The following is a 26,991-nucleotide window of genomic DNA, read 5'->3' as shown; positions in this document are numbered from 1 at the left end:
AGTTTCTTAGAACTCGACGCCGGCTTGCGCCTTGATGCCGGAGCGGAACGGATGCTTGACCAGCGTCATCTCGGTGACGAGATCGGCGATCTCGATCAGCTCGTCCTTGGCGTTGCGGCCGGTGAGCACGACATGCGTCATCGGCGGCTTCGAGGCCACCAGGAAATCGACAACTTCGGCGATGTCGAGATAGTCGTAGCGCAGCGCGATGTTGATCTCATCGAGCACGACCATGCGGAGATTCTGGTCGAGGATCAGCTCCTTGGCCTTCTCCCAGCCGGCGCGCGCGGCGGCGATGTCGCGGGCGCGGTCCTGCGTCTCCCAGGTAAAACCCTCGCCCATGGCGTGGAATTGGCAGAGGTCGCCGAAATGGCCGGTCAGCATGCGGCGCTCGCCGGTGTCCCAGGCGCCCTTGATGAACTGCACGACCGCGCAGGGGAAGCCATGGGCGACGCAGCGGACGATCATGCCGAAGGCCGAGGAGGACTTGCCCTTGCCGGCGCCGGTGTGGACGATGATCAGGCCCTTTTCGCCGCTCTTGGTCGCCATGATCTTGTCGCGGGCGACCTTCTTCTTCGCCATTTTCGAGGCGTGACGGGCGTCGGTTTCGTCGGCCGTCTGGGTATCCGGTTCGGGCGTCATCGGACGGGGTCCTTCGGCTTGACAAGAGGCGGTCGGGGGCAAATGGTGGCCCGGCGTTGGTTCCTGTCCTACGACAGGCGAAGAGGGAATGCGATAGGGTCCGAATCGGCAAGATTTGGTTCCAAAATGCAGCCGCCCCCGCGACCGTGACCGGAGAGATGCCCGAAGCCACTGACCCCTAGGGGATCGGGAAGGCGGGGATCGAAGGGGAAACCCTGCTCCGCAAGCCGGGAGACCTGCCAACGCGGACGATTTTGGACCGGCGGACGGGGTGTTCCGCGACGGGGAAACGGGCCTTCGCAAGAACGGTTCGTGGGCCTCATCGCTTCCCGCTGTTTATTCTGGAAGAAGCGATGACCGTCACACTTCATGTCTGCATTGCCTGCCGCGCCGGCGAGACACTTGGCGAAGGCGAGACGACGCCCGGCAAGCGCCTGCATGGCGCGATCCTCGAGGCCGGCGTGCCCGACGGCGTCAGCGTGGTTCCCGTCGAATGCCTGTCTGCATGCAACCAGGGTTGCTCCGTCGCGCTCAGCGCGCCCGGCCGCTGGTCCTATGTCTATGGCCGTCTGTCGGATGCGAATGCGAGCGATGTGGTCGCGGGCGCCGCGGCCTATGCGGCCGCGCCCGACGGCCTCGTGCCCTGGCGCAGCCGCCCGGAGATATTCCGCAAGCAATCGCTTGCCCGCATTCCCCCCATTTCCCCCTTGGCCGTCGTGCCGGAGGCCGCCGAATGAATTCGCTCGCAAAAGTCCCGGTCACGGTCGTCACGGGCTTTCTCGGCTCCGGCAAGACCACGCTGATCCAGCATCTGCTTGCCAATGCCAATGGAAAGAAGCTCGCGGTGCTCGTCAACGAGTTCGGCAGCGAGGGCGTCGATGGCGAGATTCTGAAATCCTGCGCCGATGCGAATTGCCCGGAAGAGAACATCATCGAGCTCGCCAATGGCTGCATCTGCTGCACCGTCGCCGACGATTTTATTCCGACCATGGAGAAGCTGCTGTCGCGGGCCGTCAAGCCCGATCACATCCTGATCGAGACCTCGGGCCTGGCGCTGCCCAAGCCGTTGCTCAAGGCGTTCGATTGGCCGGAGATCCGTTCGCGCATCACGGTCGACGGCGTGATCGCGCTGGCCGACGCCGAAGCTGTCGCCGCCGGCCGTTTTGCGCCCGACCCTGACGCCGTCGAAGCGCAGCGCGCGGCGGACGGCAATCTCGACCATGAGACGCCACTGTCGGAAGTGTTTGAGGACCAGATCGCCTGCGCCGACATCGTGCTGCTGACCAAGGCCGATCTTGCGGGCGCGGCAGGCCTCGAAGCAGCCAAGGCGGCGATCACCGCCGAGATGTCGCGCCGCGTGCCGATGCTGGCGATCACCGACGGCGCGATCGACGCGCGCCTCATCCTCGGCCTCGGTGCTGCCGCCGAGAACGATCTCGCCGCGCGTCCCTCGCATCACGACGGCGAAGAGGATCACGAGCACGACGATTTTGCGTCCGTCGTGATCGATCTTCCTGAGGTCACCGATATCGAAGCGCTGGTTGCATCCGTTCAGCGTCTGGCGCGCGAGCAGAATGTGCTGCGCGTCAAGGGTTACATCGCGGTGCAAGGCAAGCCGATGCGCCTCTTGCTGCAAGCGGTGGGCGAGCGCGTGCGCCACCAGTTTGACAAGCCCTGGGGCGCGGGTGCGAGGCAGTCAAAGCTGGTCGTGATCGGCGAGCACGGCGATATCGACGAGGCCGCGATCAAGGCGGGACTCGGTCTTTCAGGATCCGGTATCTGATGCACGTCGTCTTCCGCGAGAGCCGCGGTCTCGAGGAGACCGCGATACCAAGGGACATTGGCCAGGACCCGGCCGATCTCGTGGTGCTCTCGTATTCGGATTCCGATCTTGCCGCGTTCGCGGCCGGCTGGCGCCGTGGCCGCGACAGCCTGCCGTCGCTACGACTGGTCAATCTCGCAGAGCTCCGTCATCCGCTCTCGGTCGACACCTATGTCGAACGCACGCTTGCGCACGCGCGCGGCATTCTCGTGCGTTTGATCGGCGGGGAATCCTATTGGCCGTATGGGCTCGCGGCCCTGCAGCAGCTGGCGAAGGAGCGCGGCATCGTGCTGGCCGTGCTGCCGGCCGACGGCCGCGACGATACGCGGCTGGACGCGTATTCGACCCTGCCGGTCTCGACGTTGCGGCGGCTCAAGGTGCTCTGCGACACCGGCGGCCCCGTCGCATCGCAAGCCGCGATCGCGCAGCTTGCGCTGGCCTCCGGACTCTATGCGGGGCCAGTTATCGGCGAGATGACAGTGCCCGAGATGGGCTTTTACGACCCCGCGCGCGGCGTCGTCGCCGCGCCGACGTCGGGTGAGGGCAGGCCGCGCGCGCTCGTGACCTTCTATCGCTCCTATCTCACCGCTGCCGACACCGGCCCGGTCGATGCCCTGATCGCCGCATTGCGCGAGAAGGGATTCGACGTGTTTGGTGTGTTCGTCACCTCGCTGAAAGCCGCGGGGGTCGCGGATTGGTTGCGGGTGCATCTTGCGCAAAATCCTCCGGCCGCGATCGTCAATGCGACGGCGTTCTCGGCGATGGGCGACGACGGCACGACGCCGTTCGATGCCGCATCCTGCCCCGTGTTCCAGGTCGCGCTCTCCACGGCCCGCCGCGAGGACTGGGCGAGCTCGCTCCGCGGCCTGTCGCCCGGCGACCTCGCGATGCATGTGGTGCTGCCCGAGGTCGACGGCCGCCTGTTCGCGGGCGTGGTGAGCTTCAAGTCTGCCGCGATGCGCGATCCCGATTTGCAATTTTCGCATCTGGCACACAAGCCCGACGAGGAGCGCGTGAAGGCCGTGGCCGCGCGCGTTGCGGCCTGGCGGCGTCTTGCGGAGACGCCGGCCGCTGACAAGCGGATGGCACTCGTGCTCTCCAACTATCCGGGCCGTCCGCATCAGATCGCGCACGCGGTGGGTCTCGATGCGCTGGCGTCGGTCGAGGCCCTGGTGTCCGATCTCGCGGAGGCCGGCTTCGATCTCGATCCGGTCCATGCGCTCGGTGAGACGCTGCTCAAGCAGACCTTGAGCTGGAGCGTCGCCGATTACCGTGCTGCACTGTCGCGCCTTCCGCAAGTGTTGCAGGATGATCTCGCGCAAGCCTGGGGCGCGCTGGAGACCGATCCGGGTTGTCGCGACGGCGCGTTCCATTTCGCTGCGATTCAATGCGGCCGGTCGATCATCGCGGTTCAGCCGGAGCGTGGCGATGCGACCGCGCGCGATGCCGACTATCACGATCTCGCCCGCACGCCGCGCCATGCCTATGTCGCGTTCTATCTCTGGCTCCGCGAGCAGGGCTGTGATGCCGTCGTGCACATGGGCGCGCACGGCACGCTGGAATGGCTGCCCGGAAAATCCGTGGCGCTGTCGCAGGCGTGCTGGCCGGAAGCCCTGGTCGGCGATTTGCCCGTCATCTATCCCTTCATCGTCAATGATCCCGGCGAGGCCGTGCAGTCCAAGCGGCGCCTGGGTGCCGTCACCATCGGCCATCTGCCGCCGCAGCTCGCCGCATCAGCGGTGCCGGACGGGTTGCGCAGGCTCGAACAGCTCCTCGACGAGTACTCGACGGCCGATGGCCTCGATCCCGCCCGTCGCCAGCGTCTGATCGCCGCGATCCGCGATGAGGCACGCGCGGCTGGCCTCGAAGACGATCTTGGCCTCGATGCAGCGGCCGCTCCGGCCGAAGCGATCCCGCGGATCGACCGCTTCGTCTGCGATCTCAAGGAAAGCCAGTTCGGCGACGGCCTGCATGTGTTCGGCCGCGGCGCCTGCGGCGACGCGGAACGCGACGCTTTGCGGGCCGCGCTTGCGGGCCGGCGCGTCGCGCCGGGGCCGTCAGGTTCGCCCTATCGCGGGCGCCAGGACGTGCTGCCGACGGGTCGCAATCTCTTTGCCGTCGATCCACGCGCGGTGCCGACGCCGTCGGCGCACGCGCAAGGCATCAAGCTCGGCGAAGAACTGCTACGTCGTCATTTGCAGGATCATGGCGACTGGCCAAAGGGCCTTGTCGTCGATCTTTGGGGCTCGGCGACGATGCGCACCGCGGGCGAAGAGTTTGCCATGGCGCTGCATCTGGCTGGCCTCGCACCGCGCTGGGATCATGCTTCCGGCCGTGTGACCGGCTACGACATCATCGCGCCCGCCGAGCTTGGCCGACCCCGCATCGACGTCACGCTGCGCGTCTCGGGCCTGTTTCGCGACGTCTTCTCAGGCCTTGCGCAATTGTTCCAGGCGGCAGCCGAGGCGCTGTCGGCCCGCGAGGACGAGGGCGACGAAAATCCCTATCGCCATCGCACATCGCGCGTGTTCGCGCCGCGTCCCGGGCAATACGGCGTGGGCCTCTCGGCAATCCCGGACGCCTTCACGCCCGAGACGCGCGAAGCCGCCGGCGAAGCGTGGCTCTCGGCATCGTCCTGGGCGTTCTCGGCCGATGGCGAGGTCAAGCCCGATCGCGCCGGCATCGAGAAGCGGCTCTTGTCGGCCGATGCTTTTGTTCACGTGCAGGATCTGCCGGAAACCGATCTTCTGCTCGCGGCCGACTATGCCGCGCATGAGGCCGGCATTGCGGCCGCCGCAGCACATCTCGGCGCGGCAGGATCATCGCTCTATCATCTCGACGCGACGCGCCCCGAGCAGCCGCATGCGCGTACGCTGACCGAGGAAATCTCCCGTGTCGTCCGCGCGCGCGCGGCCAACCCGGCCTGGATCGGGGGCATGATGCGCCACGGTTTTCGCGGGGCGGCCGAGATCACCGCGACGCTCGAGCACATGGCCGCCTTCGCGCATCTGGCCGGCGCCGTGCCGCCGCATCTGTTCGACCTCTACTACGATGCGACGCTCGGCCATGACGACGTCCGCGCCTTCATGGCCCGCGAAAATCCGGCGGCACTCGCCGCGATGGAAGCGTGTTTCACGCGCCTGCATGAAGCCTCGCTCTGGCGAACGCGCCGCAACTCGATTGCGGCTGCGCTGCGGGAGGCCTCATGAGTGCTTCCGTGGTCAAGGGCTGGTGTCCCGGCGCGCTGCGCCCGATGCAATCGGGCGACGGGCTGGTGGTCCGCGTGCGTCCGTTCGGCGGACGGCTCGACGCGGCGCAGATCTCCGGACTGGCTCATCTCGCCGAACGCCATGGCAATGGCCTGATCGACGTGACCAGCCGGGCCAATCTCCAGATCAGGGGCGTCAACGAGACCAGCCACAGGCTGCTGCTCGATGGCCTCTCCCAACTGGCGCTGCTCGACCCGGATGCGGAGACCGAATCCCGTCGCAACATCCTCGTGACGCCGTTCTGGCGTAGCGGCGACGCGACCCAATCGCTCGCCGCCGAACTCGAGGAGGCGCTTGCCGACAGCCGGCTCGAACTTCCAACCAAGTTCGGCTTCGCCATCGATGACGGCACCTCACGCGTGCTGGCGGGCGCTTCCGCGGACGTGCGGATCGAGCGCGATCGTTCCGGCGGACTGCTGGTGCGGGCTGATGGCGACAAACTCGGCCGCTCCGTCGCCCGTGGCGAGGCCGTGAGCACCGCGCTCGCATTCGCCGGCTGGTTCGTGACCTCAGGCGGCGCGAGAGGCGGGCGAGGGCGGATGGCGGCGCATCTTGCGGCCGGTGCAATCCTGCCGGCGGAATTGCGCGGCGAGGCCGAGCCGGCGCCGATCATGGCCGCGGCGCGTCCCGGCCTCTATGCGCAAGGTGCGATGGTCGGGGTCGCCTTCGGACAGATGGCGCATGCAACGCTCAACCAGTTCGCCGGTTGCGGACATGCGCTGCGCATGACGCCGTGGCGGATGGTTTTGAGCGAAGCCAAGCGCGTGATGCCGAACGCGACCGGCCTGATCACCGAGGCCTACGACCCTGCGCTGCGCGTCATCGCCTGTAGCGGTGCGCCACGCTGTCGCGAGGCGCATGCCGATACCCGTGGCCTTGCCGCGGCCCTGGCGCCGAACATCGGCGCGGCCGCACGGCTACACGTCTCCGGCTGTGCCAAGGGCTGCGCCCATTCTGGTCCCGCCGCCATCACTCTGGTCGCGACCGGCGCAGGCTTCGATCTCGTGCGCGCCGGGTCGACGCGCGATGAGCCCATCCTGCGCGGGCTGAATCGCGACGACATCGTCAAAGATCCCTCCATCCTGATGGGAGGGCACTGATGCCGCACACGTACGAGACCGACGGCGCTGCGATCTACCGACAGTCCTTTGCCACCATCCGGGCCGAAGCCGATCTTGCGCGCTTCACGCCGGACGAGGAGCAGGTGGTGGTGCGGATGATCCATGCCGCCGGCATGGTGGGCCTCGAAGCGCATATCCGCTTCACATCAGGCATGGCGGTCGCCGCACGCGCGGCCTTGCAGAAGGGCGCACCGATCCTGTGCGACGCGCGCATGGTCTCTGAAGGAATTACGCGGGCGCGGCTTCCCGCCGCCAACGCCGTCATCTGCACGCTGGGCGACGAGACCGTTCCCGCGCTCGCGCAGTCCATGCGCAACACCCGTTCGGCCGCGGCCCTGGAGCTGTGGCGGCCGCATCTCGACGGCGCGATCGTGGCGATCGGCAATGCGCCGACCGCGCTGTTCCATCTCATCAACATGCTGGAGCACCGGGACTGCCCACGGCCCGCGGCAATCATCGGCTGTCCGGTCGGCTTCGTCGGCGCGGCCGAATCCAAGGCTGCGCTGATGGCCGTTTCCCCGGTGCCGGCGCTGACGGTCGAGGGCCGCCTTGGTGGTTCCGCGATCACGGTCGCCGCCGTGAACGCGCTGGCGAGCCGGAGCGAATAGCGATGGGACGCATCATCTGTTGCGGTCTCGGCCCCGGTGACCCTGATATGATGAGCGTGCGCGCCGATCGCACGGTGCGCGGCGCGAGGCATGTCGCCTATTTCCGCAAAAAGGGCCGGCCCGGCCAGGCGCGCCGCATCGTCGAGGGCATGCTGGCTGCCGACGTCACCGAATATCCGATGGAATATCCTGTTACGACCGAGATCGCCTTCGACACGCCTGAATATGTCCAGTTGCTTGCCGGCTTCTACGACGAATGGGCGGAGCGACTGGCGCGGCTGGCGCGCGCGGTCGACGTCGTCGTGCTCTGCGAGGGCGATCCTTACTTCTACGGCTCCTTCATGCATCTGCACATGCGCCTGCAGGGCCGCGCCGAGATCGAGGTGATCGCCGGCATTCCCGGCATGGTCGGCTGCTGGAATGGCGTGGGACAGCCGATTGCGCTCGGCGACGACGTGACGACGGTGCTCATGGGCACGCTCGCCGAGGACGAGCTCGAACGCCGCATGCGCGATTCCGATGCGCTCGTGATCATGAAGACTGGGCGCAATCTCGCAAAAGTGCGCCGCGCGCTCGCTGCCGCCGGACGGCTGGACGATGCGTGGCTGGTCGAGCGCGGCACCATGCCGGGCGAGCGCGTGGTGCGGCTTGCGGAGATCGACGCCGCCGACTGCCCCTATTTTGCGATCGTGCTCGTGCACGGCAAGGGCCGGCATCCGGACGCCGCCGAATGACGGGCACGCTGACCATCGCTGGCCTCGGCCCGGGCAGCGCTGCGCTGGTGACGCCCGAGGTCTCCGCCGCGCTTGCCGCCGCGACCGACATTCTGGGCTACGCGCCCTATGTCGCGCGCGTGCCAGCGCGGGCAGGGCTCACTTTGCATCCTTCCGACAATCGCGAAGAGCTGCAGCGCGCGAGCGAGGCGCTGCGGCTCGCGGCCGAAGGCGGCCAAGTCGTCATCGTGTCCTCCGGCGACCCCGGCGTCTTCGCGATGGCGTCCGCCGTGTTCGAGGCGCTCGAACAGGCGCCGCAATGGCAGGAGCTGCCGATCCGCGTGCTGCCCGGCGTCACTGCGATGCTGGCGGCTGCCGCGCGCGCCGGCGCACCGCTCGGCCATGATTTCTGCGCGATCAATCTCTCCGATAATCTCAAGCCGTGGGCGGTGATCGAGAAGCGCCTGCGGCTCGCCGCGGAAGCCGATTTTGCCATCGCGATGTACAATCCGCGCTCGGCGAGCCGGCCGGAAGGATTTGGCCGTGCGCTCGCGGTGCTGAACGAGGCCGGCTGTGGCGACCGTCTTGTGATTTTCGCGCGCGCGATCAGCGCCGCCGACGAAAAGATCGAGACCGTCAGGCTGAACGAAGCCCGGCCCGAGATGGCCGACATGCGCACGCTGGTGATCATCGGCAACTCGCAGACACGCCGCGTCGGCCGCTGGGTCTATGCGCCGAGGCAGGCCCGATGACCGAGCCACTGCATGATCTCGGCCACGCTCTCGACCCGCAAGCGTTCCGGCAGTTGCGGTCGCGAGATCATGATCACGGGCAGGCCGAGCCTGCGGGCGGCGTCGATCTTGGCGCGCGCGCCGTCGCCGCCGGAATTGCGGGCGACGATCCGGGTGATGCCTCGCGCGCGCAGCATCTCCAGTTCGCCCTCAAGCGTAAACGGCCCACGCGACACGATGACGTCCGCGGCGAAGGGCAGCGGCGCATCGGGCGGATCGACGAATCTCAGCGTGTAGGCGTGCTGCGGCTTGGTCGCGAACGGCGCGATGTGCTGGCGGCCGATGGCGAGGAACACATTTGCCGGCACTTCAGGCAGTGCGGTGACCGCGGCGTCGACATCAGGTATTTCGATCCAGTTGTCGCCGGGCGCTTTGGTCCACGGCGCTCGCTCGAGAGCGATCAGCGGCGTGCCGGTTTCCGCACATGCCGCGACCGCATTGCGGCTCATCTCGGCGGCAAAGGGATGCGTCGCGTCGATTACATGCGTGATGTGTTCCCGGCCAATGTAATCGACAAGTCCGCTTGCGCCGCCAAAACCGCCGATCCGCGTCGGCAACGGCTGACCGGCGGGCGCGCGGGTGCGGCCGCCATAGGAATACACGGCATCGACGCCGGCGCGCGCGATCTCCGCCGCGAGCAGGCTCGCGTCGGCCGTTCCGCCCAGAATGAGGGCGCGCGTCATGGCTGATCCCTGGCTGACCATCATCGGTATCGGCGAAGATGGCCTTGCCGGGCTGTCCGAGGCAAGCCGAAAGGCGCTCGATGATGCCGAAACTGTCTTTGGCGGTGAACGGCATCTTGCACTCGCCGGCATAACCGGGCGCGGCCGTCCATGGCCGGTGCCGTTCGATGCAGAAATCGTGTTGAGCTGCCGTGGTCGCCCGACGGCGGTGCTCGCCTCCGGCGATCCGTTCTGGCACGGGGCCGGCGCGAGCCTCGCCGAGAAGCTCCATGGCGACGAATGGATCGCGTATGCGGCTCCCTCGACATTCTCGCTCGTTGCTGCGCGGCTTGGCTGGCGTCTGGAATCCGTTGCCTGTCTCGGTCTCCACGCCGCGCCATTCGAGCGTCTCGTGCCACACCTGGCGCGAGGGGCACGCATCATTTGTCTCGTGCGCGACGCAAAGGCGGCAGGCGATCTCGCGAAATGGCTGACGGCGCGCGGATGGGGTGCCTCGGCATTCTGGACACTCGCTGCGCTTGGCGGGCCGCGCGAAAGGATCAACGCGCATCGCGCCGACAGCTTCGCAGGCGATCTTGCCGGAAATCTGGTCGCGGTAGCCGTTGAGGCGGCGGGCGCGCAGGGCATCCCCCACAGCTCGGGACTATCGGACGAACTCTTCGTCCATGACGGCCAGATCACCAAGCGTCCGGTCCGTGCGCTCGCGCTTTCGGCGCTGGCGCCGCGTCCCGGTGAACGGCTATGGGACATCGGTGCGGGCTCGGGCTCGATCTCGGTCGAGTGGACGCTGTGCGGGGGCACCGCGATCGCCGTCGAGGCGCGCGAGGATCGCGCAGCGAACATTCGCAGCAATGCGACGGCGTTCGGGTTGGCACATCGGATCACAGTCATCGCGGGAAAAGCGCCTGAAACCCTTGCTACGCTGGACGGGCCTGACGCCGTGTTCATCGGCGGCGGTCTCGACATCGCGATGTTCGACGCCATCTGGCCGCGGCTCTCGCCCGGTACGCGGCTGGTCGCGCATTCAGTAACGTTGGAGACGGAAGCGTTGCTCGGTGAGCTGCACCAGCGCCACGGCGGCGAATTGATGCGGGTCGAGATTGCGCATGCCGCTTCGCTCGGCCGCTACCGGTCCTGGGAGGCCGTGCGGCCCGTGGTGCAATGGAGCGCGGTCCGATGAAGGTCGCCGGGCTCGGATTCAAGCGGGACGTCACGCTGGCCTCGCTGCGTGAGGCGCTTCTGGCGGCCGGTGGTCCCGAAGGCCTCGCAGCAGTGGCGACGGTCAGCGATAAGGCCGACGAGGAGGTGTTGAAGCAGCTCGCGCGCGAATGCGGCTTGCCGATCAAGGCGGTTGCCGCCGAAATGCTTGTTGGCATCGACACGCCGACGCAGTCAAAGCTCGTCGTGGAAAAGTTCGGGACGGGATCGGTTGCCGAGGCGGCGGCGCTCGCAGCGGCCGGACCTCGCGCGCGATTGATTGCGACGCGGGTGGTCTCGCAGGATCGCACCGCGACCGCGGCGATCGCGGAAGGAGACGGCGCATGACGGTGCATTTCATCGGGGCAGGGCCAGGCGCTCCTGACTTGCTGACGTTGCGCGGCCGCGATCTCATCGCCGCCTGTCCGGTCTGCCTCTATGCTGGCTCACTTGTGCCCGAGGGCGTCTTGGCGCATTGCCCGCCCGGGGCGCGGATCGTCAACACCGCGCCGCTGTCGCTCGATGAGATCGTCGCGGAGATCGCCGCCGCCCATGCCGATGGCAAGGACGTTGCGCGGCTGCATTCCGGTGATCTCTCGATCTGGTCGGCGATGGGCGAACAGCTCCGCCGCCTGCGCACGCTCGACATTCCCTACACGGTCACGCCCGGCGTTCCCTCTTTCTCGGCCGCCGCGGCTGCGCTGGAGGCCGAGCTGACGCTGCCCGGCCTTGCCCAGACCGTGGTGCTGACGCGCACGCCGGGCCGCGCCAGCGCGATGCCCGAAGGCGAGAAGCTTGCCGCCTTCGCCGCCACCGGCGCGGTGCTCGCCATCCATCTGTCGATTCATCTGCTCGACAAGGTCGTCGCTGAGCTGACGCCGCATTATGGCGCGGATTGCCCGGTCGCGATCGTCTGGCGTGCGAGCTGGCCCGAGCAGCGCATCATCCGCGCCACGCTCGCAACACTCGACGCTGCGGTCGGGGGCGAGATGGAGCGCACCGCGTTGATCCTGGTCGGCAAGACGCTGGGCTCGGCGGATTTTTCCGAGAGCCGTCTCTATGCTGCCGACTATGACCGCCGCTATCGGCCGGTCGGCGCCGAGCCGCGCTTTCCGGAGGTGTCGTGATGGCGGCAGGGCTCGTTATCTCCGCGCCGGCCTCCGGCGTCGGCAAGACCACACTGACGCTGGCGCTTGCTCGCGCCTGGCGCAACAGCGGATTGCGGGTGCAGTGCTTCAAGAGCGGCCCCGATTACATCGATCCCGCGTTTCATGCCGCCGCGACGGGACGCGCCTCGGTCAATGTCGATAGTTGGGCGATGGATCGCGGGACAATCTCGCATCTCGTCAGTCGCGGCATTGACGCCGATGTCGTGCTGGCCGAAGGCTCGATGGGTCTGTTCGACGGCGTCGCCGCGCGTGGCGTCTGCGGCACCGGGGCGACCGCCGACATCGCGGAGATGCTGGACTGGCCGGTGCTGCTGGTGATCGATCCCTCAGGACAGGCACAAACGGCGGCCGCGATCGCGGCGGGCCTTCGCGACTACCGCCCCGGTGTGCGCCTTGCAGGCGTCGTGCTCAATCGCGTTGCCAGCCCGCGCCACGAAGCCCTCGTGCGGCGCGCGCTGCTGGATGCCGGCATCGCCGTATTCGGCGCGCTGCCGCGCCATGCCGAGATCAGCCTGCCGAAGCGGCATCTCGGACTGGTGCAGGCCGAGGAGCAGGCGGAAATCGGCAAGCTGATCGACGAGGCCGCGCGCTTCGTTGCCGAGCATGTCGATCTCGACGCGGTGCTGCGTTCGGCGGCCACCTGGTCGCCGCAACCTGCCGCAAGCGGCGTCAACGTGACGCCGCCCGGCCAGCGCATTGCGCTTGCCCGTGATGCCGCGTTCTCCTTCGTCTATCCGCACATGCTGGAAGCGTGGCGCGCGGCGGGTGCGGAGATCTCGACATTCTCGCCGCTCGCCGATGAAGCCCCTGATCCGGTCGCCGATGTGTGCTGGCTGCCTGGCGGCTATCCCGAGCTGCAGGCCGGCAGGATCGCTGCCAATGCGCGCTTCCGCAGCGGATTGCGCGCCTTCGCCGAGACGCGCCCGGTGCACGGCGAATGCGGGGGCTATATGGTGCTGGGCACCGCTTTGACCGACGCCGATGGCATCAGCCACGAGATGACGGGCCTGCTCGGCCTGGAGACGAGCTTTGCCAAGCGCCGCATGCATCTGGGCTATCGTCTGGCCGAGCTCGCCGCGCCGATGCCGGGTCATCAGGCGGGTGCACGCCTGCGTGGCCATGAATTCCACTATTCGACCATAGTCGCGCAGCCCGACACGGCGCTGGCGGTCGTGCACGACGCGACAGGTGCGGTCATTGCCGAGACCGGCTCGCGGCGGGGACAAGCTACCGGCACGTTCTTCCATCTGATCGCGGAGGACCGGTGAGCGGTTTTGTCTCCTTTGTCTCCGCCGGGCCCGGCGATCCCGAGCTGCTCACGCTCAAGGGTGCAGCGCGGCTGCGCGAGGCCGACGTTGTGCTCTATGACGATCTTGCTTCAGGCGCGATCCTCGATCTGGCCCGGCCCGGCGCCAATCTCGTCGCGGTGGGAAAGCGGGCAGGGCGGGCCTCGACCAAGCAGCACCATGTCAACCGCCTGCTGGTCGACTATGCCGTGACAGGCGCGCGCGTGGTCCGGTTGAAGTCGGGCGATGCCGGCATCTTTGGCCGGCTCGAGGAGGAGCTCGAGACGCTGCGTGAAGCGGGCATCGGCTACGAGATCATTCCCGGCGTCACCTCGGCCTGTGTCGCCGCCGCGCAAGCCGGCATTCCGCTGACCCGGCGTCACACCTCGCGCCGCGTGCAGTTCGTGACCGGGGCGGACGTCACCGGCGAGCTGCCGCCAGATCTCAATTGGGCGGCGCTGGCCGATCCGGAGGCGACGACCGTGGTCTATATGGGCCGGCGGACGTTTCCGGCGTTGGTCGTCAAATTGATCGAGCACGGGCTCGCCCCAACCACGCCGGCGTTGTTTGCCGAATCGCTCGGCCGTCCCGATGAGCGGCTGGTCCGCACCACCATTTCGGAACTTGCCGAGCAGCTTGCGCAGGGCGGAGCGGCCTCCACGGCGGCCGTCATCCTGTTCGGCGCGCTGGCTGGGAATTATCCGTCATGACTGCCTCGTCCGCCCGTCGCCCCTTGACGCCCGGCCGGCGAAAGAGGCACACAGGAGACGCATGGTGCTCGACGCGGCGCAAAGCGCCGGAGCATAATCGGGAATGGGGATGGGCGGACCCAGTTGCGGCGCCCAAAACCCCAGCCGCCCCCGCGACTGTAAGCGGTGAGGGACTTCGATCAGCCACTGGGCCGCGAGGCCCGGGAAGGCCGGAGACTCCCAGTGAACCGCGAGCCAGGAGACCGGCCGTGCACGTTTTGAGGCCAAGGCCGTCGGGTGTGACGGCAAGAAGGATCTGAGCCATGCATATCGAACCCGGACTAGTCTCGGACGCCAAGCTCGTATTGAGTTACGCAACCGGCATCGCTGTCGGCGGTGTTGCCCTGAAGCTCGCGGTTGAGACCGTGCGCGAGCAGGGCATCACGTCGTTCGCGGCGCGGACGCTCGCCACCACGGGACTTGTGTTTATCTTCTTCGAGATCCTGCCGCACTTCCCGGTCGGCGTCTCCGAAGTGCACTTCATCCTCGGCTCGACCTTGTTCCTGCTGTTTGGCGCGGCGCCTGCGGCCTTCGGCCTCGCGTTTGGCCTGCTGTTCCAGGGCATCTTCTTCGAGCCGCCCGACCTGCCGCAATATGGCATGAACGTCACCACGCTATTGGTGCCGCTGTTCGGAATCCAGGCGATCGCCACGCGGATCATTTCAAGCAACACGGCCTATGTCGATCTGAAGTACCGCCAGGCGCTGGCGCTTTCGACGACCTATCAGGCGGGCGTCATCGCCTGGGTGGCGTTCTGGGCGATTTATGGCTCCGGCTTCGGCGCGACCAACCTCGCCAACATCGCGACCTTCGCGGCGTCCTATGCGCTGGTCATCGTGATTGAGCCGCTCGCCGATCTCGGCGTGCTGGCGCTGGCAAAGTCGCTGCGCGGCGTCACCGCGCCCGGCCTCGTCACGCCGCGTTTGCACAACGCCGCCTAGAGACAAGCGAACGGGCGGCCCCATGTGCGGCCGCCTTTCGCAGGCACGATGCTCACGCTCTCTCTGATAGGCATCGGTTGCGGCGATCCCGAGCAGCTCACGCGTGCCGCGATTACTGCCATCAACGCGGCCGATCTCGTCCTGATCCCCCGCAAGGGGACGGCCAAGTCCGACCTCGCCGATCTCAGGCGGACGATCTGCGCCGATGTGCTCACCAGCGACACGACCCGCATTGCCGAGTTCGATCTGCCCGTGCGGGACGCCGCTGAAGCGGACTATCGCAAGGGCGTGGACGATTGGCATGATGCCGTGGCCGCCGTCTGGTCGCAGACGATCGGGGATCATCTCGAAGGCGAGGGCAAGGTCGCGCTGCTGATCTGGGGCGATCCCTCGCTTTACGATTCCTCGCTGCGTATCGCGCGGCGGCTCGATCCCTTGCCGACAATCGAGGTCGTGCCCGGCATCACCTCGATCCAGGCGCTGTGTGCGGCGCATGCGTTGCCGCTCAACGACATCGGCGAGCCCTTTCTAGTTTCGACCGGACGCCGCTTGCGCGATGGCGGTTGGCCGGCAGGTGTCGATACCGTGGTGGTGATGCTCGACGGCGGCACGGCGTTCCAGTCGCTTGATCCGGCGGGCCTGCACATCTGGTGGGGGGCCTATCTCGGCATGCCCGATCAGATCGTGATGTCCGGCGCGCTGGCCGAGATCGGCCCGCGCATCGTCGCCGTGCGGCAAGAGGCGCGCGAACGGCACGGCTGGATCATGGACAGTTACATCCTCAAGCGCAGGCTGTGAGGCAAGCGAGGCAGCATGCTCCCCGAATGGGTCACCCAACAATGCCCCGATATCTCCGCAGTCCATCGCGGGGCGGCGGTGGCGCGGCAGGCGCAACTGACGAAACCGACCGGCGCGCTCGGCCGGCTCGAGCAGCTCGCGATCGAGCTTGCGGGCCTGCAAGCAACCGAGCAGCCGCGCGCGGCGCGGGTGCCGATCATCATCTTCGCCGGCGATCACGGCATCGTCGCGCAGGGCATCTCGGCCTATCCGCAGGAAGTGACGATCGCGATGCTGGCGAACTTCGCCTCCGGCGGTGCCGCAATCTCGGTGCTGGCGCGTGAGCTGGGCTCCAGCCTGGAGGTCGTCGACGCCGGCACGCTGGCGCAGGAGGAGATGGCTGGAATCGTGACCGACAAGCCGCGCAGCGGTACGCGCGATTTCAGCGTCGAAGCTGCGCTCACCCCCACGGAGCTGGCATTTGCGTTCGAAGCCGGCCGACGTGCGGTGACGCGCGCACAGGCCGGGCAGCCCGATCTTCTGATCTTCGGCGAGATGGGCATCGGCAACACCACGACATCGGCGGCGATCGCGGCCGGCTTGCTCGGCGTGAGCGCCGCGGAGATCGCGGGCAGCGGTACCGGCATCGACGCGGCCGGCCGTGCGCACAAGGCGCGGGTGATCGACGCTGCAATCGCACGCCATGACATTGCGGGCGCTGCGCCCGAAAAGATCCTGTGCGCCGTCGGCGGTCTCGAGATCGCCGCCATCTGCGGTGCCGTTATCGCGGCTGCACAGCACCGCATCCCCGTGTTGATCGACGGCTTCATCGTGTCGGTCGCGGCGCTGGCGGCGGTGCGGCTCAACCCTTCGTGCCAGCTGTTCCTGCTGGCCTCGCACCAGTCGGCGGAGCAGGGGCATCGGCTGGTGCTGCGCGCGCTGAACGTGCAGCCGCTGATCAGCCTGGATCTCAGGCTCGGCGAAGGATCGGGCGCGGCCATCGCGCTGCCGCTGGTGCGGTCGGCCTGCGCGCTCCACAACGGCATGGCGACCTTTGCGCAGGCCAATGTGCCTGATCGTCCGGCCTGATCAAATCGTCCGCTGATTGACGGAGACGACGCGCCAGCCGGTCGCGAGCCGGTCAATCCTGGTCAGCGACAGCGGATCGATCATGAAGCGCAGGGCCGCTTGTGGCGTCAGGTCGAGCGCGATGCACAGCGCCGCCCGGATCGTGCCGGAATGCACGACGAGCGTTGCGGCCCCGGTGCCGATCTTCGACAAACCCAGGCGGACCCGCGCGACCTGTTCCTCAAAGCTTTCGCCGCCGGGCGGCCGTCCGCGCGCCAGATCGCTCCAGAACCGTGCATAGGCCTCGCCACCGGTCGCGGCGAGTTCGTCATGCCGACGGCCGGTCCAGTCGCCAAAGTCTTGCTCGCTGAATTCGTCCAGCTGCAGCGGCTCGAGCCCCAGCGCGCGGGCCGTTTCGACGGTGCGCCGCGACGGGCTCGCATAGCTCGCGGCGTCCCGCGGCAGGCGCTGCCGCAGTGCCTCCAGCTGCGCCCGAGCGCCGAGATCGGCCGGTGCGTCGGCCGCATGGATCGTCCCCGCGACGCCATCGACGGGCGCGTGCCGTATCAGCCAGAGGAAGGTCTCGCCTCCCATGCTTATCTCCAAGGAAACTGGTCGTTGTGGCAATAACGCCGCAACTGGCACATTGACTCTGTCTGGATCGTAATCCTAGATGCTCGCGACGGTTTCCCCGAGAGGGGATGAAAAGGGAATGCGGTGCGGGGAGTTTGTCCCCAATGCCGTGGCTGCCCCCGCAACTGTAAGCGGCGAATCTTGCGTCACGAGCCACTGGGTATCTCGGTCCCGGGAAGGCGATGCAAGGTATTGACCCGCGAGCCAGGAGACCTGCCGTCAGCCGTGGTCACACGCGAAGATGTCGGTCGGGGAGTACAGACATTCGGCTTCATCGGAAGGCTGCAAGCCGGACGATGGGACCCTGGTTCGCGGTGACGTGCCACTGACGTCACTCCGAGGTCCAAGACCGTGTATTCCCTTCGTATCGTACGACCACGCCGTTTCCTACTGGCATCCGCCGCTCTCACATCTTTCGTCGCCATCGACATGCCAGCGGCCTTGGCGCAGCAGGCCCGCGAGCCACTGCCGCCCGTCGAGGTGTCGGCGCCACAATCCCGCAGGCAGTCCAGCCCGGCCGGACGGGACGCGCAGAGCTCACGCCGCGCAGCAGCGCGCCGGCCGGGGACTGCATCCGCAGTGCCCAAGCCCGTCGTGCCGACCACGGCGGCACAGACGCCGCTCAACACCAATGCCGTCGCCGAAAGCGCTTCGCGCCTCGGCCTGACCGTGCGAGAAACACCCGCGACCGTGGAGGTGATCTCGGCCGCAACCATGCGCGAGCAGGGCTACCGCACAGTCTCCGACGTCGCGCAGGGAGCGGTGGGCGTCACAGCCGGCGACAATCCGGCCGAGCCTTCGGCTTTCTCCATGCGCGGCTTCACCAACAGCCAGATCAACACGCTCTACAACGGCATCAAGATCGGTCCGCAGAACATGACCTCGCGGATCATGGACACGGCCAATCTGGAGGCTGTCGAATTCCTGAAGGGTCCGGCATCACTGATGTCAGGCGAGGGCGCCGCCGGCGGCGCGATCAACTTCGTCACCAAGCAGCCGCACACCGGTCCGATCCGGAACGAGGCGGATTTCTCCTGGGACTCGCTGAACTCGTTCCGGGCGCATTACGGCTCGGGCGGCAGCACCAATGTGCAGGGGCTGGACTACCGCTTCGACGTCAGCCGTTCCTCGCTCAACGGCTTTGCCGACGACACCAACACCAAGACGCTCGATGTCTCCGGCCAGCTCAACTACCGCATCTCCGACAGCCTCAAGGTCTGGGGCGCGATCGAGTATCGCGAAGATCGCTCGAAAGCCTATTGGGGTGCGCCGCTGGTGCCGATTGCCTTCAGCGGCTCGCATGCGACGACGGGGATCGTTTCCGGCAATTACGTCTCGAACTACAACAAAACCGATCTCGGTGCCGTCACGATCGACGACCGCACCTTCAATACTAACTACAACGTCCTCGACAACAGGAACGTAGCGAAGGAGGTGTGGCTGCGCGGCGGTTTCGAGCTGAATCTGGCGCCCGACCTGACGCTGAAAAGTCAAGCCTATGCTTACGGAGCTGAGCGCACATGGTTCAACAATGAGATCGAGGCGTTCAATTCCGGGACCAACATGGTCGATCGTGAGCGCTTCTATGTCGCGCACAGCCAACGCTTGGTCGGCAACGTCACCGATTTGATCTGGGATGCGAATATCGCCGGCTTTGACAACCGTTTGGTCACGACGCTTTCCTCAAGCTACCTTGATTTCGTGAGGCCGGGCGCCGCAAATTTCCCCGGCGATTCCGTTCCGCTGGTCGATCCGCCTCGCGGCTATTACGGCCTGCTCACCATTCAGCAGCAGACCGCGCGCATCGACAATGAGGCGCTGTCGTTCGAGGACCGGTTGAAGTTGACACGGACCTTTGCGCTGGTCGGCGGCCTGCGCGTCGAGCATATCGGGCTCGACCGCAATTCGACCGACAAGTTCGGTCTGGAGAAGGCGAACTTCCCGTTCTCGCAATCCTGGGTCCCGACCACGGGCCGTATCGGCTACACCTGGGAAGCCGTACCGGGCCTGACCTTTTTCAGCCAATACGCCACCGGCGCAGACATCTCGGCCAACAACATCTTCCTGCTCAATCCGACCGATCCGCTGAACCTGACCACCGCGCGCACCTACGAGACCGGCGTCAAGCACCTGTTCTGGGACAACCGGGCGGAGTGGTCGTTCTCGGCCTACGACATCCTGCGCAAGAACGTCTATGCCGCGGCCGGCGGCATGCAGCTCAACCTTGCCGGACGGCAGGAATCGAAGGGCGTCGAGCTTGCCGCGTCCGTGCGTCCGATCGGTCCCCTGCGTCTCTGGGGCAACATCGCCTATGTCGATGCGCGCTACGCCGACTTTAATTTTGTCGGCGGCTCGTTCTCCGGCAACACGCCGCCGAACGTGCCGCGCGTCGTGGCGAATGCCGGAGCGTCGTATCGGTTCTTCACGCCGTGGCCCGTGGAAGTCGGCGTCACCGGCCGTCACGTCGGCGACCGCTACAACACCGATGCGAATGTCGTGACGATGAAGGCCTACACTGTCGCGGACGTCTATGCCTTCGTCGACATCCCGAAGACGGTGTTCAACGCGGTCGACCAGGCTCGCCTGACTTTCCGGGTGCGCAACATCGCCGACAAGCGCTATGCGATCTGGGGCGATCCGTTCTATCCCGACCAGATCCTCTTGGGTGCACCGCGCACCTATGAACTCTCGGCCGCATTCAAATGGTAGGATGCTGATCGATGATGCGCGCGATCGTCCTGCTGCATCGATGGCTCGGGATCGCGTTCTGCCTGCTGTTCGCGATGTGGTTCGCGACGGGAATCGTGATGCACTTCGTTCCGTTTCCGTCTCTGACGGAAGCGGAACGCTTCGCCGGGCTTGGGCCGCTGGCGAGTGCTGGGACGAGGATTGCAGTCGCCGATGCCGTTGCCGCGAGCGGCATCGCGGATGCGACGCGCGTTCGCCTGATCCAGCGCAGCGACGGCCCGGTCTATGTCGTCTCGGGGCCATCGCGCGCAGGCGCAATCCGCGCCTCCGATGGGGGCGACGCGTCGGTCGCGTCTTCCGACGTCGCATTGGCCATCGCGCGAGATCACGCCCGCAGCCGCGGGCTGGATGCCGGACCAACCGAGATCGTTGCGCGCTCGGACTACGACCAATGGAGCGTGCCGAACGGCTTTGACCGCCATCGGCCCTTGTTTCGGGTTGCCCTCGGTGATGCCGACGGGAGGGAAGTCTATGTCTCCTCGCTCACCGGCGAGATCGTCCTGGATACGACGCGCAACGAGCGGACCTGGAATCTGGTCGGGAGTGTGCTGCACTGGATCTATCCAACGGTCCTGCGAAGCAACTGGTCGCTGTGGGATCGCGTGGTCTGGACCTTGTCGCTGCTGGCCCTGATCGCGGCTTTGCTTGGCTCTGTGCTCGGGCTTGCGCGGATCAAACCTCGCAGCGGTCTGATCGGCTCGCCCTATCGCGGCTGGCATGCGCTGCATCATCTCATCGGCCTCGTTGCGATGGTGTTCGTGCTGAGCTGGATTTTCAGCGGCTGGCTCTCCATGGATCACGGGCGGCTGTTCTCGCGCGGGCAATGGGCCTCCGCTGAATCCAGCGTGATGAACGCTTCACCGAACTGGACGGCGGCCCCATCGCTCGATCGGCAGCCTGTATCGCCATCGGCCCGTGAAATCGAATGGTTTGCCTTCAACGGCACTCTCTATCGGCGGGATCGAACGGCCCTTGCCGGTCAGACCTTGATCAAGGCAGGGGACGCGCCCCGCGATGGACCGACGAGATCTCTGGATGTGCACGAGGTCCAGGGGTTGACCGCGCGCCTGGCGGCCGGCTGCGGCGGTCCGTCTGTACTTGCCGAGGACGACAACTATCCCGCGCGGTCCACTGTCCCGGGCGCCCCGGTCTACCGCTCGTATTGCGGTGACCTCTGGTTCGACATCGACGGCGCCGACGGCAATTTGCTGCAAAGGCTGGATCCATCGCGGCGGGCCTATCGCTGGTTCTACGGCGCGCTGCACACGTTGGATTTTCCGGTTCTCGTCGCGCACCCGTTGCTGCGCGACGGCTTGGTCGTCGGGCTCTGCTCCCTTGGCTTTCTGTTCTCCATCACGGGCATCATCATCGGCTGGCGCCGCCTGCGTCCGTCCTTCGCGGCCTGAGAGCCGGAGCGGGCAAAACCACCGCTTACTGATCGTACAATAAAGAGAGGCTGAGCCGACTGCCATGCATAGCTCATAAGCAATCGCATGGTCCGTAGGGCCGGTCGATCGCCTGCAAATTAGACAGTGCGTGCGGGGCGCGTGGATTGCGCTGCAGCGGATGTGGTGTTTCGTCCGGGAAAATTCGTGGTGCGCCGCACTTATGTCGCGTCGAACGATCCACACCGACGTGCTCTCCATGCGGGCAGGGCTGCACTAAAATGTGCCTCGCCGCGCCGCGCCGGTCGCGGGCTGGTCCAGTGCATTGCGACAACTCTGGCCCTATCCCGAGGCCATCGCTCTGTCGCACGCTCGCAAGCGGTGGCATGACAGGGGATGATGATGAGCGCTCTCGGTTTGCGATTGAACCTCGCGAAGGACGGGAACCACCCGGCGTCCGGTTCGAATGTCGTCCGCAGCTGACCCACACATGAGCACTGACGAAAATCACTGGGAAGTTGGCACCGATATCGGCGGCACCTTCACCGACATCATCGCGATCCGACACTCCCCCGCGGAGGCACGGATCGCGAAGGTGCCGTCGCGACCTCAAGCTCCGGTTCAGGCGATGCTGGAGGCGATCGAGGCGGTCGGCCTGCGCAAGAGCGAGGTCAAGCGCTTCGTCCACGGCACCACGCGCGTGACCAACGCCATCGTCGAAGGACGGCTGCCGAAAGTGGCACTGGTGGCGACCGAAGGCTTTGCCGACGTGCTGGAGATCGCGCGCTATCGCCGCCGCGATCTCTATCGTCTCGACGTCCCGCCAAAATCGCTGCCGCTGGTGCCGCCGGAACGATGCTTCGGGCTTGCTGAGCGCCTCGATCACGAGGGCCGCGGGTGCTGAAGGCGCTGGATGACGCGGAGATCGAGCGTCTGGTGGCCTGGCTGAAGGGGACCGGCGTGCAGAGTGTCGCGGTCGCGCTGCTGCATGCCTATGCCAATCCGGTGCACGAGAAGATGCTCGGCGAGCGGCTCAAGGGCGTCGTTGCCCACGTCTCGCTGTCGCACGAGGTCAATCCCGAGGCGCGCGAATACGAGCGGACTTCGGCGACCGTGTTCAACGCCGCGGCGATGCCGATTGCGGTGGAATATCTCAGCGAACTGGAGCTGCGGCTGCCGATCGGTCCCGGCCTGCAGGTGTTTCATTCGGCCGGCGCCATGGTGCCGATCTCGGCCGTGAAGCGGCGGCCGCTGGTGATGGCGATGTCGGGCCCCGCGGCCGGCGTCTCCGCATCGGTCAGCATCGCGCGCCAGCTCGGCACGTCCCGGATGCTGACGTTCGATATGGGCGGCACCACGACCGACGTGTGCCTGATCGTCGACGGTCAGGCCGAGATGACCGACGGCCGCATGCTCGGCGACAAGCCGCTGCGCCAGCCGATGCTCGCGGTGCACTCGATCGGGGCGGGCGGCGGCTCGATCGTGCGCAACGGCTCCGGTGGCCTGACGGTCGGACCGGAAAGCGCCGGCTCCGAGCCTGGACCGGCCTGCTACGGCCGCGGCGGTACCGAGCCGACCATCACCGATGCCAACGCCGTGCTCGGCTATCTCAATCCCGAAACCAAACTCGGCGACCGGATCGGAATCGATATCAAGGCAGCGACTGATGTCATCGCACCGATCGCGGGCACTCTGGGGCTGAGCCTGACCGACACCGCGCTCGGCATCATCAAGGTCGCGAACGCGACAATGGCGCGCGCCCTCCGCCGCGTCACCGTCGAGCGCGGCATCGACGGGCGCGACTGCACGCTGCTCGCCTTTGGCGGTGGCGGCCCGATGCACGCCGCGGGCCTAGCCGATCTCTACGGGATTGCCGAGGTCGTCATTCCCAGTGCATCGAGCGCGTTCTCGGCGCTGGGCTGTCTCACCGCCGATTTCAGCTTCCTCCAGCAGCAAACCCTGCGCGCGGCGCTTGACGGCATCGACCTCGCCCGTGTGTCGGAGCGGATCGGGGTGCTGATCGACGATGCCTCGGCGCCGCTGATCGCCAACGGGGTTGCCGCGACCGAGATTCAGATTGAGCTGGTGGCCTTGATGCGCTACGCGGCGCAGAACGACGCCATTCCGGTGCCGTTCGTGCGACCGCTCGACATTATCAGGCTGAAGAAGGATTTTCTGGCCCGGCACCACGAGCTGTTCGGCTATGCGACGAGCGAGAGCTGCGTCATCGAATCCGTGCGGGTGCAGGCACGCCGTCCGTCGACGACCGTCGTGAGCCGGCCGGCCGTCGCGGCCAGGGTATCCGCCGGCAATCGCATTTGCTCGTTCGACGGCTTTCATGACATCGCCACAAGCATCATCGATCGCGCCTCGCTGACCGAGATCGTCAGCGGCCCGGCCATCATTGAAGACGCATGGTCGACCGTGGTGGTCCCGCCCGGTTGGCAGGCGCGGCCCGATGTTTCAGGCAATCTGTTCCTGACGCGGGGGGCCGCATGAAGCTCGATCCGTTCGTCGTCGAGGTCATCAGGCACGGGCTTTCGGCCGCCGCCGAGGAAATGAGCCTGGTGATGACGCGCTCGGCGCGCTCGCCGCTGCTGCGTGAAGCCGGCGACCTGTCGTCGGCGATCACGGACGGCCGCGGCGACCTGGTCGGGCAGGGCCGCGACATCCCGATCCATCTCGGCGCGATGGCCTATACGGTCCTCGAATTGCTGAAAGTGGTGCCGCGCGACAGCCTGAAGGACGGCGACGCTCTGATCTACAATGTCGGCCCGCTCGGCGGCAATCATCTCAATGACGTCAAGGTCGTGCGCCCGGTCTTCATCGACGGCGAGATCGTGGCGTTCGCGGTCAGCCTCGCACACTGGCCCGATATCGGCGGCACCTGGCCCGGCAGCTATTTTGCGAAAGCCATCGACACCTTCCAGGAGGCGATGCGCATTCCGCCGGTTCTGATCGCCACGGCAAGCGGCGTCAATACGCCGATCGTGCAGCTGCTCAAGGCCAATGTTCGAGATCCGGAATCCTGCGAGGGCGATCTTCTCGCCCAGATCGCCGCAACGAAAGCCGGTGAGAAGCGCATCGTCGAGCTATGCCGCGAGCACGGCAAGGCGGTCTTCACGGCGGCGCAGTCGCGCCTGCACGATCTCTCCGAAATCGAGATGCGCGAGGCGCTCCGCGAGCTGCCTGATGGCGTCTACGAGGGCGAGGATTATTTGGACGACGGTGGCGTCAACGACGCCCCGGCGCGCATTCATGTCAAGATCACCATTGCCGGAGACGAAGCGACCTTCGACCTCTCGGGAAGCTGCGGCCGCGTCTCGAATTTCTGCAACACGACACCGTTCATGGCGCGCTCGGCGGTGGCCTATGCCGCGCGCATCATGAGCGGGCGCGACATGAACCAGAACGCGGGCGCGCTGCGGCCGCTGACCATCATCACGCGCCCGGGCTCTATTCTCGAGCCGGGGTGGAATGCCTCGGTTGCGGCCGGCAATCACGAGACCTCGATGCGCATCGTCGATGCGATCTTCCGCGCTATGCAGGACACCATTCCCGAACGTCTGTCGGCTGGTGGGGCGACCACGGCAGGCGTCCTCTTCTTCGCCGAGCCGCGGCAAAACGGTTCGTGGAAGATGCTCTACGAGGTCCACGGTGGTGGCGAGGGTGCGCGGCATGATCGGGACGGCATCTCCGCGACGCGGGTGCATCTGTCCAACACTTCGAACACGCCAATCGAGGTGATCGAGGCGAATTACGCGATCCAAGTCGAGCAGCAGGCCATTCGTCGGAATTCCGGCGGCACGGGAGTCCATCGCGGCGGGGACGGCGTCATCCGTACCTATCGCATCCTGGCGCCGTCGATGCATCTGACCACCTGCATCGAGCGCATGGTGGTCGCGCCGTTCGGCATGCAAGGCGGCGAACCCGGCAAGGCCTGCCGCATCTCGCTGATCAGGCAGGGCGCGAACGTCGCGATCGACGGCAAGTCGAACCTGGTGCTGCAGCAAGGCGATCTCGTCACGATCGAGACCTGTGGTGGCGGTGGCTACGGCGCCGAGGCCGCGGAATGAAGGGATTGCGATGAGCAGATTGTTGCGAACCGGGCTGAATGCCGGCGACAGCGCGCCCATGGCCGTGGTCGGCGGCGAGGGCATCTATTTTCATCTGTCGGATGGTCGCAAGCTCATCGACGGCAGCAACACCGGCGGCGGTCTCGGACATCGTCATCCCGCGATGGTGGAGGCGATCCGCCGCGCCGCGGATACGCCCGTCGTGAACGAGGGCTGGACCTGGGTCGGCCGCGAGCAGGCGGCTGACGACTTGATGGCCACCGCGTTCAAGGGCGAAGACGATTGGGTTGGCGCGGTGCGCTTCTGCATCAGCGGCAGCGAGGCCAATGACATGGCGCTGTCGCTCTGTCAGGCCCTGACGCAGCGGTCTGCGCTGGCGACGCGCGAACGCGCCTATCACGGCATTACGGGCCTCTCGCGCAGCATGACCGTGCAGCCGCAATGGCATGGCGGCCTCGCGGTGCATTCAGGCGGTTCGCGGCTGCCCGCGCCGATGGCGCCGGTGCGGATATTGCCGCCACCGCACGGCGCGATCTACGGCGCGCCGGCCAACAATGTTCCGCCCAGCGAATATCTGGCCGATGCCACGCGCCTGCTTTCGGATACGGCAGCGACGATCATCGACTACACGCAAGGCGGCATCTACTACGATGGCGCCTATCAGGACGAGGTGGCGCGGTGCGCGCGGCAGGCCGGCTCCTACTGGATCGCCGACGAAGTGGTGACTGGTGCGGGCCGTGCCGGGCGCTGGTTCGCGTTCCAGGGAGCCGAAAGTCGTCCCGATATCGTGACGCTCGGAAAATCGCTCGGCGGTGGCGCGGCGGCGGTTGCCGCGGTCGTGGTGTCGAAAGGTATCGTCGAACGGCTCAAGGGCACGAGCTGGCAGAATTACGGCACGTTGCGCGGGCATCCCATCAGCATGGCTGCCGTCAGCGCCTATCTGAAGGTCGTGAACGATGACAAGATTTTGGAGCACGTCAGGGGCCTCGAAAAGCTGTTCACCCGCCGCCTGCTCGCCATCGCGCAGAAGCATCCAAGCGTGCAGCGCGTGGCGGGGCAGGGGCTGCACTGGACCGTGGAGTTGCACGGGCCGGACTGGCGCTCCTGGCACGCCGACACCGCCGAGGTGCCGATTGCCTCGCGCGTCGCGGAGCGGGCGCTGGAGGCCGGCGCCGTGATCGGGACCAGCGGCGAGCAGACTTCGCTGTTCCTCGCGCCGCCACTCGTGATTTCCGAGCATGAGGCCGGGCAGCTTCTGGACGCGCTGGACCACGGTCTCGATGTTGCGGATGAGGAGCAGACATGAGGATGGA

22 protein-coding genes, 1 pseudogene and 3 riboswitches are annotated in these 26,991 nt (G+C 66.8%); of the genes and pseudogenes, 20 read left to right on the top strand and 3 right to left on the bottom strand.

The window, feature by feature from the left end:
• Positions 1–6 precede the first annotated feature (6 nt).
• A complete protein-coding gene (gene cobO / locus RX329_RS28990) occupies positions 7–642 on the bottom strand; it encodes a cob(I)yrinic acid a,c-diamide adenosyltransferase (RefSeq protein ID WP_085395475.1) in 636 nt (211 codons plus the stop codon).
• 40 nt (positions 643–682) lie between these two features.
• A riboswitch (cobalamin riboswitch) is annotated at positions 683–901 on the top strand.
• Positions 902–995: 94 nt separating this feature from the next.
• Here cobO and RX329_RS28985 point away from each other — a divergent pair.
• Genes RX329_RS28985 through cobJ form a run of 7 tightly spaced genes read left to right on the top strand, consistent with a single transcriptional unit; the run spans position 996 to position 8,927 of the window.
• Entirely contained in the window at positions 996–1,379 is a 384-nt protein-coding gene (locus RX329_RS28985) for a DUF1636 domain-containing protein (RefSeq protein ID WP_317244730.1), read from the top strand.
• On the top strand, positions 1,376–2,425 hold the full coding sequence (gene cobW / locus RX329_RS28980; RefSeq protein WP_018458659.1) for a cobalamin biosynthesis protein CobW: 1,050 nt from the start codon (positions 1,376–1,378) through the stop codon (positions 2,423–2,425). Before RX329_RS28985 ends, cobW begins: the two co-directional genes overlap by 4 nt.
• Positions 2,425–5,673 carry a cobaltochelatase subunit CobN gene (cobN, locus tag RX329_RS28975; protein WP_317244729.1) on the top strand — a complete coding sequence of 1,083 codons (3,249 nt, stop codon included), beginning with the start codon at positions 2,425–2,427 and terminating at the stop codon, positions 5,671–5,673. The genes cobW and cobN overlap by 1 nt, the downstream gene beginning before the upstream one ends.
• On the top strand, positions 5,670–6,833 hold the full coding sequence (gene cobG / locus RX329_RS28970) for a precorrin-3B synthase (protein WP_317244728.1): 1,164 nt from the start codon (positions 5,670–5,672) through the stop codon (positions 6,831–6,833). Before cobN ends, cobG begins: the two co-directional genes overlap by 4 nt.
• A complete protein-coding gene (locus tag RX329_RS28965; protein ID WP_317244727.1) occupies positions 6,833–7,462 on the top strand; it encodes a precorrin-8X methylmutase in 630 nt (209 codons plus the stop codon). The genes cobG and RX329_RS28965 overlap by 1 nt, the downstream gene beginning before the upstream one ends.
• Positions 7,463–7,464: 2 nt before the next feature.
• Positions 7,465–8,196, top strand: coding sequence for a precorrin-2 C(20)-methyltransferase (locus RX329_RS28960; protein ID WP_317244726.1), 732 nt, complete (start codon positions 7,465–7,467; stop codon positions 8,194–8,196).
• Positions 8,193–8,927, top strand: a complete 735-nt coding sequence (gene cobJ, locus RX329_RS28955) for a precorrin-3B C(17)-methyltransferase (RefSeq protein ID WP_317244725.1) — start codon at positions 8,193–8,195, stop codon at positions 8,925–8,927. Before RX329_RS28960 ends, cobJ begins: the two co-directional genes overlap by 4 nt.
• Here cobJ and RX329_RS28950 read toward each other — a convergent pair.
• Positions 8,903–9,649, bottom strand: a complete 747-nt coding sequence (locus RX329_RS28950) for a cobalt-precorrin-6A reductase (RefSeq protein WP_018458665.1) — start codon at positions 9,647–9,649, stop codon at positions 8,903–8,905. The two genes, cobJ and RX329_RS28950, sit on opposite strands and share 25 nt — an antisense overlap.
• Here RX329_RS28950 and cbiE point away from each other — a divergent pair.
• The 8 genes from cbiE to cobT all read left to right on the top strand — a co-directional run bounded on the left by cbiE (position 9,648) and on the right by cobT (position 16,857).
• Complete coding sequence (gene cbiE / locus RX329_RS28945) at positions 9,648–10,829, top strand: precorrin-6y C5,15-methyltransferase (decarboxylating) subunit CbiE (protein ID WP_204510773.1); 1,182 nt, start codon at positions 9,648–9,650, stop codon at positions 10,827–10,829. The genes RX329_RS28950 and cbiE overlap by 2 nt on opposite strands.
• The gene (locus tag RX329_RS28940) at positions 10,826–11,194 is read left to right on the top strand and encodes a cobalamin biosynthesis protein (protein ID WP_018458667.1); all 369 of its coding nucleotides are present in this window, start codon (positions 10,826–10,828) and stop codon (positions 11,192–11,194) included. Before cbiE ends, RX329_RS28940 begins: the two co-directional genes overlap by 4 nt.
• The gene (gene cobM, locus RX329_RS28935) at positions 11,191–11,973 is read left to right on the top strand and encodes a precorrin-4 C(11)-methyltransferase (RefSeq protein ID WP_018458668.1); all 783 of its coding nucleotides are present in this window, start codon (positions 11,191–11,193) and stop codon (positions 11,971–11,973) included. The genes RX329_RS28940 and cobM overlap by 4 nt, the downstream gene beginning before the upstream one ends.
• Positions 11,973–13,283, top strand: a complete 1,311-nt coding sequence (locus tag RX329_RS28930; protein ID WP_018458669.1) for a cobyrinate a,c-diamide synthase — start codon at positions 11,973–11,975, stop codon at positions 13,281–13,283. Before cobM ends, RX329_RS28930 begins: the two co-directional genes overlap by 1 nt.
• The gene (gene cobA, locus RX329_RS28925) at positions 13,280–14,011 is read left to right on the top strand and encodes a uroporphyrinogen-III C-methyltransferase (protein ID WP_317244724.1); all 732 of its coding nucleotides are present in this window, start codon (positions 13,280–13,282) and stop codon (positions 14,009–14,011) included. Before RX329_RS28930 ends, cobA begins: the two co-directional genes overlap by 4 nt.
• Before the next feature lie 45 nt (positions 14,012–14,056).
• Positions 14,057–14,277: riboswitch (cobalamin riboswitch) on the top strand.
• A 36-nt stretch (positions 14,278–14,313) separates the two neighbouring features.
• On the top strand, positions 14,314–14,991 hold the full coding sequence (locus tag RX329_RS28920) for an energy-coupling factor ABC transporter permease (protein ID WP_085395464.1): 678 nt from the start codon (positions 14,314–14,316) through the stop codon (positions 14,989–14,991).
• A 48-nt stretch (positions 14,992–15,039) separates the two neighbouring features.
• The gene (cobF, locus tag RX329_RS28915; RefSeq protein WP_247474373.1) at positions 15,040–15,789 is read left to right on the top strand and encodes a precorrin-6A synthase (deacetylating); all 750 of its coding nucleotides are present in this window, start codon (positions 15,040–15,042) and stop codon (positions 15,787–15,789) included.
• A 15-nt stretch (positions 15,790–15,804) separates the two neighbouring features.
• Positions 15,805–16,857 carry a nicotinate-nucleotide--dimethylbenzimidazole phosphoribosyltransferase gene (gene cobT / locus RX329_RS28910; RefSeq protein ID WP_317244723.1) on the top strand — a complete coding sequence of 351 codons (1,053 nt, stop codon included), beginning with the start codon at positions 15,805–15,807 and terminating at the stop codon, positions 16,855–16,857.
• On the opposite strand, the gene RX329_RS28905 is transcribed toward cobT, so the two are convergent.
• Positions 16,858–17,430 (bottom strand): histidine phosphatase family protein, encoded by a 573-nt coding sequence (locus tag RX329_RS28905; protein ID WP_247393796.1) that lies wholly within the window; start codon positions 17,428–17,430, stop codon positions 16,858–16,860.
• A 72-nt stretch (positions 17,431–17,502) separates the two neighbouring features.
• A riboswitch (cobalamin riboswitch) is annotated at positions 17,503–17,705 on the top strand.
• Between the two features lie 115 nt (positions 17,706–17,820).
• Here RX329_RS28905 and RX329_RS28900 point away from each other — a divergent pair.
• The 5 genes and pseudogenes from RX329_RS28900 to RX329_RS28880 all read left to right on the top strand — a co-directional run bounded on the left by RX329_RS28900 (position 17,821) and on the right by RX329_RS28880 (position 26,984).
• The gene (locus RX329_RS28900; protein WP_247404359.1) at positions 17,821–20,178 is read left to right on the top strand and encodes a TonB-dependent receptor; all 2,358 of its coding nucleotides are present in this window, start codon (positions 17,821–17,823) and stop codon (positions 20,176–20,178) included.
• Positions 20,179–20,189: 11 nt separating this feature from the next.
• Positions 20,190–21,623 (top strand): PepSY domain-containing protein, encoded by a 1,434-nt coding sequence (locus RX329_RS28895; RefSeq protein ID WP_317244722.1) that lies wholly within the window; start codon positions 20,190–20,192, stop codon positions 21,621–21,623.
• Positions 21,624–22,092: 469 nt separating this feature from the next.
• Positions 22,093–24,101 (top strand): annotated as a pseudogene (locus RX329_RS28890) (hydantoinase/oxoprolinase family protein).
• Positions 24,098–25,678 carry a hydantoinase B/oxoprolinase family protein gene (locus RX329_RS28885; protein ID WP_247455103.1) on the top strand — a complete coding sequence of 527 codons (1,581 nt, stop codon included), beginning with the start codon at positions 24,098–24,100 and terminating at the stop codon, positions 25,676–25,678. Before RX329_RS28890 ends, RX329_RS28885 begins: the two are co-directional and overlap by 4 nt.
• Before the next feature lie 10 nt (positions 25,679–25,688).
• Positions 25,689–26,984 (top strand): aminotransferase class III-fold pyridoxal phosphate-dependent enzyme, encoded by a 1,296-nt coding sequence (locus RX329_RS28880; RefSeq protein WP_247370771.1) that lies wholly within the window; start codon positions 25,689–25,691, stop codon positions 26,982–26,984.
• The last annotated feature ends 7 nt before the right edge of the window (positions 26,985–26,991 follow it).

This window comes from Bradyrhizobium sp. BWC-3-1 (assembly GCF_032917965.1).
Lineage (GTDB): Bacteria > Pseudomonadota > Alphaproteobacteria > Rhizobiales > Xanthobacteraceae > Bradyrhizobium > Bradyrhizobium canariense_D.
This window is presented reverse-complemented; position numbering and strand designations above follow the sequence as displayed.